Source organism: Arthrobacter sp. H14 (assembly GCF_000520495.1).
In the GTDB taxonomy this organism is placed as follows: Bacteria; Actinomycetota; Actinomycetes; order Actinomycetales; family Micrococcaceae; genus Arthrobacter_C.
The window spans coordinates 1-8,006 of the sequence record NZ_AZRX01000448.1; the positions used below are offsets into that span (position 1 = coordinate 1).

Below are 8,006 nucleotides of genomic sequence, written 5' to 3' on the forward strand. Positions count from 1 at the left end.
CACACACAAGACCGCTGAAGTCAACGAGTGGCTGGCCGCCAATCCGAGGATCCACGTTCACTTCACCCCGACCAGTGCCTCGTGGATGAACATGATCGAGATCTGGTTCGGCATCATCGAACGCCAGGCAATTCACCGCGGCACCTTCGTCTCCGTCCCCGAGCTGATGAAAGCGATCAGGGCCTTCATCAACGGCTGGAACGAACGGGCCCATCCCTTCGTCTGGACAAAAACCGCAGACCAAATACTAGCCAAAGCAGACCGTCAAACAACCTCAGCAACACGGCACTAGGGTAGGTGCGGTGATGTCCCCGGGGCCGCCCTGCTCGGGGCTATCGAAGTTGATCACGAAGTGGTTGGTCAGCGTGGATGCGATATTGTCCGCCCGTGCCACGTCCGCCTCGGCGATTGCCCGCATGGCTTTCTCGTCGCCGTAGGGTGAATCGGCCGAGTAGACCATCATCAGCCCGGCGATGAATTCCACGACGGCCTTCGAATCCGAGGGATCCGGGTTCTGGGAGGTGTACTTCATGAACTCGTCGGACATCGGCGGCAGGCCGTCACCACAGGGGGTGGTGGATACGAAGGTCAGTGAAGCCACCCTGTCGGCATAGTCGATTCCGGCGAGGGAGATGATCACGCCGGCCATCGACCGTCCGACGAGGTGTGCGCGATGGATGCCGAGGACGTCGAGGATGCCCAGGGCGTCCTCGGTCATGTCCCGCAGCGAGTAGCCCGGCTGCCCGGTTGGGTAGTTCACCGACTTCCCGGTGTCCCGATTGTCGAACCGGATCACGAACCGGCCTCCTGTAGCGATCTTTTCGCAGAGTTCGGCCTCCCACCACAGCATCGAGGCGGAGGCTCCGTGCACCAGCAGGATGGCGGGGTCCTTCGGGTCGCCAAACGTCTCGACGCAGAGGTCGACACCGTTGGCGTTGACGATCTTCTCGCCGTTGGTCATCATCGTATTCTCCTTACTCCCGTGAGTACCGGGCGACTCTGTTCAGCAACATTGAACACACCACAGGCGGCTGTACTCCACGGTCCATGAATGCTGCCCATGGCGTTCCGGATGCCACTCATGTGGCTGTTGTAAGTAGAGACGAAACGGACCGGCGAAACTCATCGACGATTCATCCTTGCCCTAGGTCCAGCGACCTAGAGAGGTTGTTCCGTCCCACGAGCCGATCCCTCGCCGGACACCTTCACTTGGACCTGCCTCGAGCGGTTCAACGCCTATACGATGCCTGCACGGACATAGATGTCAGTTCAGATTCGAACAGGTCGACAACGGAATCGACGGAACGATTCATCCTCCCCTCGCCACGACTTCACTGGTACATCGCCCGTGGAGTCCTGCAGTGGTCCAGGGCAGGCAGAAGGGGCCGGTCACTCTACGAAGAGCGTCTTGTCCTCATAGACGCGCCAACTCCTGCGAAGGCAATCGACGTTGCCCGGAAGGAAGCCAAGCAGGGGTGCCTCAAAGGACAGAAAAGCGTCGACATCCTTGAGCTGATGTTGCCGGCCCGGCATTGCGGACACGGCCGCGAGCTGTGCAGAAGTGAATACCGATCAATCGAGAGCCCGGACAAGTCCGTGGCACGTCGGTTCGAATCAGGAACGTGGCACGCCATGAAAGACAAGAAAAGCAGCACCGGAAAATCTGTCGACGCCGCCTCCGAACCGGTGCAGCATCATCAGGATCCCGGTGTGGTGGTCGTCCGGAGCCTCCACCGGTCCGGACGGCTCCGCTTGGGCAGCGGCAAACCTGCTTATTTATGGATTGAGCGGTTCTGTGCGTTTGCGACCAACGATCCTGGCGAGGCCTTGCAACGGGCAGAGAACGATGACGAAGCCTTCGCGCATGCTTCAGGGCTTGAAACCTACCCTTTACGGGAGCCCTACAAGCTTTGGGAGCCACTGGGGGACAGAACCGAGCTGTTCTCCATACTGCGGGAATCTAAAAAATCCTGCCGCAAATTCATGAAGCAGATCACCACAAACACTGCGTGATCTGGAACGCTTCGTACCCAGTCAAGGACCGACTAATGGGACGAGGCAACGGCAAACTCAGCTTGTGAAGCAACCCAATCCGAGCCACCAAGTGAGAGACGCCAGTCGTGCCAATTCAGGTTGTATTTGTTCGGTTCCTGGAGCCTTCCTTCGAGTGCGTCCGGCGGTCGAAAACAAGTGCGGTCACGAGCACGATCGTTGTTACCACGGCGGTGATAGCCATATTCAGAACCGCAACTTTCGGCGGCTGGGTGAATGCCAGAACCGCCATACCAATGATGAAGACCGCATTGACCACGAGCACTCCGAGCAGCAGCTTCCGCAGCTGAACAGCCCTTCTATCGAAGTTCGCCTCTGACTGAGTACTCCGATGCCCAACTAACCGCGCCAGGACCATTGCCGGTCCCAGGGCTACCAAGCAGACAAACGGCATGGTTCTGGTTAGAGGCCCGATCAGATTCGGTTGCGCGAATGCAAGAAGACTCATTCCCAGCATGATGACGATGGCAGGCAGGAGAATGGCGGCTCGCACTTTCAGGCTCGGATTCATCTCGACCCCTTATCCCTGTGTAAGGGGCACGATACCGCAAGTTGCACGACTGCACAGGCGTTGTCAGCTCTAGCCTGGCCAAAATCACGCGCAGGACACAAGGCAGCACCGCGCACCGCCACAGGCTGCAACTACCTCAGATAAGGATCGGCTACCGGGTCCCGTCGACAGCTTGCTCATGATTGAGTGGGGACATGCCGATAAACATCGAGATCAAAGCGCGAGTGGACAGCATCGAACGACTCCTGCCGGTGGTCGTCTCGTTGGCTGACGAAGAACCAGAGCACGTCATACAAGACGACACCTTCTTCTCCTGCCCGGACGGTCGGCTCAAGCTCAGGTCCCTCAGCGACGACCACGGCGTACTGATCTACTACCGCAGGACAGACGAACCCGGGCCGAAACCCTCGTTCTACGATCATTCCGAGACCTCCGACCCTAACGGACTCCGCTCAATTCTGGTCCAGGCATACGGCGAGCACGGGCGAGTCCGAAAGCGCCGCGCAATCTTTCGAATCGGCCAGACCCGGGTCCACCTCGACGAGGTCGACGGACTGGGCGAGTTCCTGGAGTTGGAAGTCCCGATTGCAGACGGAGTTGAATCTGACACCGCAGCGAATGAGGCACACCGCCTAATAGCCGAGTTCGGAATTGAGGACAGTGCCCGCATAGATGGTGCCTACCTGGACCTCCTAAGAGCCGCCAATGACACACCGCCGAAACCGTAGGACTTATGCATTACGACTGTGTTCCCGTTTGGCGCCCAACGTGTCCCGCAGGCCGATCGCCGTGCGGGCACCGGTGTGTAGCTAACCAGACCCGTTGGCGGTGCTTCCAATGTGCGCGGCGATCTTGCCCCCGTAGAGTGAGGCACCAGCCTGTAGCAGACACTCACCTCAAGGAGACGCATGCCAGACAGAACTCGCGTCGAACGACTCGAAGTCTGGGTCAGTGGGCTTTCCCGAGGTCAGCTGATGAGCTGCCTGAGCTCGCGTGGCATCCTGATCAACGGTTTTGCGGAAACCCTGCTCGAGGACGTCTTCGACGACCAGGCCTCTCGTTCCGTGGTGGTCACAGAGCGAACGGTCGCCGAACTAGGGCTTCCCAATGGGGCGACGCTTCCTCAGATCTTCAAGGTTGCACAGCAACAGGGCCTGTCCCTGTGCCCGGTGGACACGGGTCCCTACTTACGCATGGCTTTGCACGACCAGATGGCCTCTCGCGACTCCGTGATGTCTTCGGGGCGGGCACCCGATGGCGGCCTCACAGTGGCCGCCGAAGCGCTTCGCCAGGACGACGAGTATCCGAAGGGCTTCTATCTTCGCGTCGTAGACGGCCAAGCGTGGCTGCGTGGCTACCGATGCGACGACCAGCACACGTGGTCCCCCGACGACCGGTTCATCTTTCAGCTTCCGCCGCCGCTCACTTGACCTAAGCCGCGTGCCATCCCGGCGGCGCCGACTTTGCGGGCGCTCAAATCGGCGGATATTAATGCACCATCCGAAACTCGATCACGTGGGGCGGCGTCCGGTAGAGGATCGACTTACGGGTGATGCGGCTGCCTGAGTTCAACAATGTGAAGATGGCGCTATGAACAATGTGCGTTTGAGCGGGCAACTTGTGTGTGACGGCCCAGACCAGGTTGCAATCGTGATGCAGCACCTTCCCCTTCATATGGAGCTGACCCGCGCCGAGGAAGGGTGCCTTTCGTTCGAGGTGAAGCCCACCCAGGAACCGTTCGTGTGGCAGGTCGACGAGCAGTTTCGCGATGCCACTGCATTCCAGGCACACCAGAAACGAGTCGCAGACAGTGAGTGGGGCCGGCTAACTGCTGGGATTGAGCGTCGCTACATCGTCGAAGGTATCTGACTCGACGCGGGAAGCGTCGCTGGCGTGGCGAGTCCTGGGAAAACGCACCACGTCGGTGAGGGCTTCCGCGGCGGACACGGTCTTGGACCATGTTAGTGGGAGTCTCTGGTCTCAGCCCGCCGTGATGTGTTCCATCGCGGCGACGGGTTGGGAGAACGTGGCGTGTGGTGGAGGGAGTTCTGATGGCCAGTCCCGACCGTTGCGGTTCACCCAGAGACCGTGCGCGCCGATCTGTGCCGCGCCGCCGATGTCCGCGACCGGGTCATCCCCGATAACCCACACATCACCGGTCAAATCGGCCCCGGCCCTCTGCGCCGCAATCTCGAAGATGCGCCGGCTCGGCTTCCGCACGCCGATCTCGCCGGAGATCACGCAAGCATGCACTAGGTTTTCGAGGTTCATCGCTTCAACCTTCGCCCGCTGGCGTTGTGCATCTCCGTTGCTGACTACGCAGAGCCGAAAGCCTAGGGTGCGCGCGTGGGTGAGCGCCTCTGAGACCGCTGGTTCGAGGCGGTAACGCGAGCCAAACATGTTCGGCCAGTTCGCCAGCAGGTCTTCAACCGGGGTGTCCCAACCGAGGCGGCCAGCCACCCCGCTTAGGAAAGATTCGCGTTGGCGGACCTTGCCGTCCTGCCGGTCATGGGCGATCAACCATTCAGCGATGCTCGGTTCCCCGGCAGCGGTTGCAACCTCGTCAGCCCATACGCGCAACACGGCCTCTCGGTCGACGAGCGTCTCATCAAGATCAAGAAGAATCAGGCCACGCATCAAGAATCCTCCGGCATTCGCCGGTTGCACCTCCGGCGGGTAACCGAAGGCTACAGCACTCACAATCTTCGAGCTAACAAGTATCGCCCGATCGTCCCGTAAGCCGTTCCCCCGGCCGGACACACTCTGTGTCAGTTATCGCTCCTTGGGTTCTTGCGGTGATTGCAACACTTAGCAGATGGGTGTTGTCGTGGCGGGGTATTCAATTTATGTAAGACCGGATCTTTTGCAGCTGTTTTGGGCTGGAATGCAGGCCGGTGATTTCATCACCGATGCCGTAGCTCCGATCAATACGAGCCGGCGGACCGGGCGCAGAGTGTTGATGGAGGCCGGCGGGGTACGTCCGCGCCGGGGCCGGGACCTGAAGGGCCGGTGCCTGACCTTTGCACAGCGTGAGGAGATCGCAGTGCTGCGCGCGCAAGGGCAATCCCTGCGGCAGATCGGCACTGCGATCGGACGCTCAGCTTCGACGGTTTCCCGGGAGCTGCGGCGCAACACCAAGGCCGGCTCCGCTTACCGGGCCACCTCTGCCCACGCACGGGCGTATGAGCGGGCCTCGCGGGGCGAAACCGGCGAAACTGCACACGAACGTGGTGTTGCGTGCGAAGGTGGAAGAGGACCTGAAGAAGAAGTATTCACCCGGAGCAGATCGCAGGGCGCCTGCAGGTTGAGTTCCCCGATGAGCCGGAGATGCGTGTGTCACCGGAGACGCTTTATCAGTCCCTCTACGTGCAGTCCGGCGGGGCGCTGAAACGGGATCTGACCGCGTGTCTGCGCACCGGACGGGCGGTGCGGCAGCCCAGCCGGAAGGCCGGCCAGCGCAAGAACCGGATCCCGGGAATGATCAATATTTCCGAGCGTCCGCCCGAGGTCGAAGACCGCGCAGTGCCTGGGCATTGGGAAGGGGATTTAGTCATCGGTAAAGGCAACCAAACCGCCATCGGGACCCTGGTGGAGCGGACCACCAGCTACACGATGCTGGTGCACCTGCCGGACGGGTACAAGGCCGAGCAGATGCGCGATGCGTTGACCGCGAAGATTAAGACGCCCCCCGGTGCGCTGCGGCATTCGCTGACCTGGGATCAGGGCATCGAGATGCAGGACTGGAAGAACGTAAGCATCGACTCCGACATCGACATCTACTTTTGCGACCCGCACTCTCCTTGGCAGCGAGGCATCAATGAGAACACCAACGGTCTGCTGCGCCAGTATTCCCCCAAGGGCACAGACCTGGCCATCCACAGCGCCACAGACCTCGACTGGGTCGCCGCCGAACTCAACGACCGGCCACGCAAACGATTAGAGTTCAAGAAGCCGATCGAACTGCTCGAAGGACTCCTGTTGCAATGACCGCCTGAATCCGCCGATCCCCTTGCGGGCAGTCTCGCGACATTGGCAGTCACTCCACTGGTAGGTCCCGCACGGCTAGCCGGGTAGGGCTTAGTGAGACGATCGCTCCCTTGTGGAGGTCTTCTTCCACGAGGGGAAGGTTCTCCGCCAGCAATTCGCCTTGTCTGTGGCGAGGCAGTTCGGTGATGTGGCGCAGCAGCACGACCGAGGGACGAGAGGTGTGGCGCAGTGCCAACATCATCGGGAAGTCACTATCGGCGGTGATAACGACATAGCCTTCATTGGCGGCATATTCGAAGATGGCATCGTCGCTGGAACGTAGTAGCCCGACATCGGCGACGTGGATCGACTCATAGCCTACCGTGGTAAGCGGTTCAACGAGCTTGGGTGAAAGATTGGCGTCGAGCAGGAGCCTCATGCCGGCCGGGCAATCGGCACTTCACGTTCATTGACGATCACTGCAGCGTACTCCAGCGCGGCCATCACATCGGCACGTTCCAAATAGGGATAATCCGCCAGCAACTGCTCGATCGTTGCGCCGCCGGCCAATTGGCCCAGCACCATGCTCACCGTGACTCGTAGGTCACGTATGCACGGGACTCCGCCCATGCGTGTTGGGTCGATGGTGATCCGTTCGAAGGCCATGTTTGAATTCTATGATCTTCTTGCTCCACGTGACCAGACGACGCCCGCCCAAGGATCCGTTTGCGGTGATAGCGGGCGGTCGCGTAGCGCGTCGGCGACCCGCCGCGTCGCCGCCGTAGGCCGCGCCCTCAAGCGGGACGGCTGTTGCGGCGGCGCACGCGCATACCGACGGTCGAACGTTTCCTCTACCGCACCGACTATTTTCGTTATACGATTTTTTCATGGTCAACGACGAGCAAATCCAGAAGTGGGCAGACGAGGCCAAAGCTGGTTATGACGTCAAGGAGTTGAAGCGTCGCGGACGCGGTCGCCCCGGTCGCGGTGCTGAGCCGATGCAGGTCCCCGCCGTGCGTCTCACTGCCGTTGAGATCGCAGCACTGGACGAGCTGGCCGAGCGAGAGCACCTGTCACGCTCGGAGGCGATCCGCCGCGCTCTGGCTGACTTTGCGGCGTGAGGGTCCACGAAAGCGCACTTAAGCACGGGGTATTGCCCGAGGACGCGGTCCAGGCGGCCGACTGGTCCCAGTAGACCGAACCCCTTGAGGAGGATGACTGGCCGCATCGTGAGTTGCGGCTTGGCTTCGACACGCGGGCTCGCTTGCTTGAGACCGTTGTGCTGATCTTTAAGAATGGCGAGGAACTGGTGATCCACGCTATGCCCGCCAGAAGACAATACTGGGACCTGCTGCCCTAATCGCACTCTCGCTCTTGCCGCGAAGCGGGCGCAGATGCCCTTGAGGGATCGGTAACTGAGCAGAGTGTGTCCGGTTGAGGAACCTATTGTGGAGAAGGATGGATAGTTCGAGGCCGG

Annotated in this window: 11 protein-coding genes and 1 pseudogene; 7 read left to right on the forward strand and 5 right to left on the reverse strand. The window is 60.6% G+C overall.

The genetic code is table 11. From position 1 onward, the window contains the following. On the forward strand, positions 1–292 hold a 292-nt coding region (locus Y707_RS0101210; protein ID WP_026533764.1), incomplete at its 5' end, for a transposase. Here Y707_RS0101210 and Y707_RS22445 read toward each other — a convergent pair. Then, a complete protein-coding gene (locus Y707_RS22445) occupies positions 275–964 on the reverse strand; it encodes an alpha/beta fold hydrolase (RefSeq protein WP_051441522.1) in 690 nt (229 codons plus the stop codon). The genes Y707_RS0101210 and Y707_RS22445 overlap by 18 nt on opposite strands. A gap of 668 nt (positions 965–1,632) precedes the next feature. Here Y707_RS22445 and Y707_RS0101225 point away from each other — a divergent pair. After that, positions 1,633–2,013, forward strand: a complete 381-nt coding sequence (locus tag Y707_RS0101225; RefSeq protein WP_026533765.1) for a hypothetical protein — start codon at positions 1,633–1,635, stop codon at positions 2,011–2,013. A gap of 115 nt (positions 2,014–2,128) precedes the next feature. On the opposite strand, the gene Y707_RS0101230 is transcribed toward Y707_RS0101225, so the two are convergent. Further along, a complete protein-coding gene (locus tag Y707_RS0101230) occupies positions 2,129–2,563 on the reverse strand; it encodes a hypothetical protein (RefSeq protein ID WP_026533766.1) in 435 nt (144 codons plus the stop codon). Between the two features lie 194 nt (positions 2,564–2,757). Between Y707_RS0101230 and Y707_RS0101235 the strand changes: the two genes are divergently transcribed. The 3 genes from Y707_RS0101235 to Y707_RS0101245 all read left to right on the forward strand — a co-directional run bounded on the left by Y707_RS0101235 (position 2,758) and on the right by Y707_RS0101245 (position 4,432). Next, positions 2,758–3,291, forward strand: coding sequence for a class IV adenylate cyclase (locus Y707_RS0101235; protein ID WP_026533767.1), 534 nt, complete (start codon positions 2,758–2,760; stop codon positions 3,289–3,291). A gap of 180 nt (positions 3,292–3,471) precedes the next feature. Further along, positions 3,472–3,993 (forward strand): hypothetical protein, encoded by a 522-nt coding sequence (locus Y707_RS0101240; RefSeq protein WP_026533768.1) that lies wholly within the window; start codon positions 3,472–3,474, stop codon positions 3,991–3,993. A gap of 160 nt (positions 3,994–4,153) precedes the next feature. Further along, positions 4,154–4,432 carry a putative quinol monooxygenase gene (locus Y707_RS0101245; protein ID WP_026533769.1) on the forward strand — a complete coding sequence of 93 codons (279 nt, stop codon included), beginning with the start codon at positions 4,154–4,156 and terminating at the stop codon, positions 4,430–4,432. Between the two features lie 111 nt (positions 4,433–4,543). On the opposite strand, the gene Y707_RS22450 is transcribed toward Y707_RS0101245, so the two are convergent. Next, positions 4,544–5,200: an HAD family hydrolase gene (locus Y707_RS22450; RefSeq protein ID WP_155852627.1), complete on the reverse strand. Its 657-nt coding sequence runs from the start codon at positions 5,198–5,200 to the stop codon at positions 4,544–4,546. 178 nt (positions 5,201–5,378) lie between these two features. Between Y707_RS22450 and Y707_RS22455 the strand changes: the two are divergent. Beyond that, positions 5,379–6,550: pseudogene (locus Y707_RS22455) on the forward strand (IS30 family transposase). A 49-nt stretch (positions 6,551–6,599) separates the two neighbouring features. Here Y707_RS22455 and Y707_RS0101260 read toward each other — a convergent pair. Further along, entirely contained in the window at positions 6,600–6,968 is a 369-nt protein-coding gene (locus Y707_RS0101260; RefSeq protein ID WP_026533770.1) for a DUF5615 family PIN-like protein, read from the reverse strand. Further along, the gene (locus tag Y707_RS0101265) at positions 6,965–7,195 is read right to left on the reverse strand and encodes a DUF433 domain-containing protein (RefSeq protein WP_026533771.1); all 231 of its coding nucleotides are present in this window, start codon (positions 7,193–7,195) and stop codon (positions 6,965–6,967) included. Before Y707_RS0101265 ends, Y707_RS0101260 begins: the two co-directional genes overlap by 4 nt. A 221-nt stretch (positions 7,196–7,416) precedes the next feature. Between Y707_RS0101265 and Y707_RS0101270 the strand changes: the two genes are divergently transcribed. Next, the gene (locus Y707_RS0101270; protein ID WP_026533772.1) at positions 7,417–7,650 is read left to right on the forward strand and encodes a ribbon-helix-helix domain-containing protein; all 234 of its coding nucleotides are present in this window, start codon (positions 7,417–7,419) and stop codon (positions 7,648–7,650) included. The last annotated feature ends 356 nt before the right edge of the window (positions 7,651–8,006 follow it).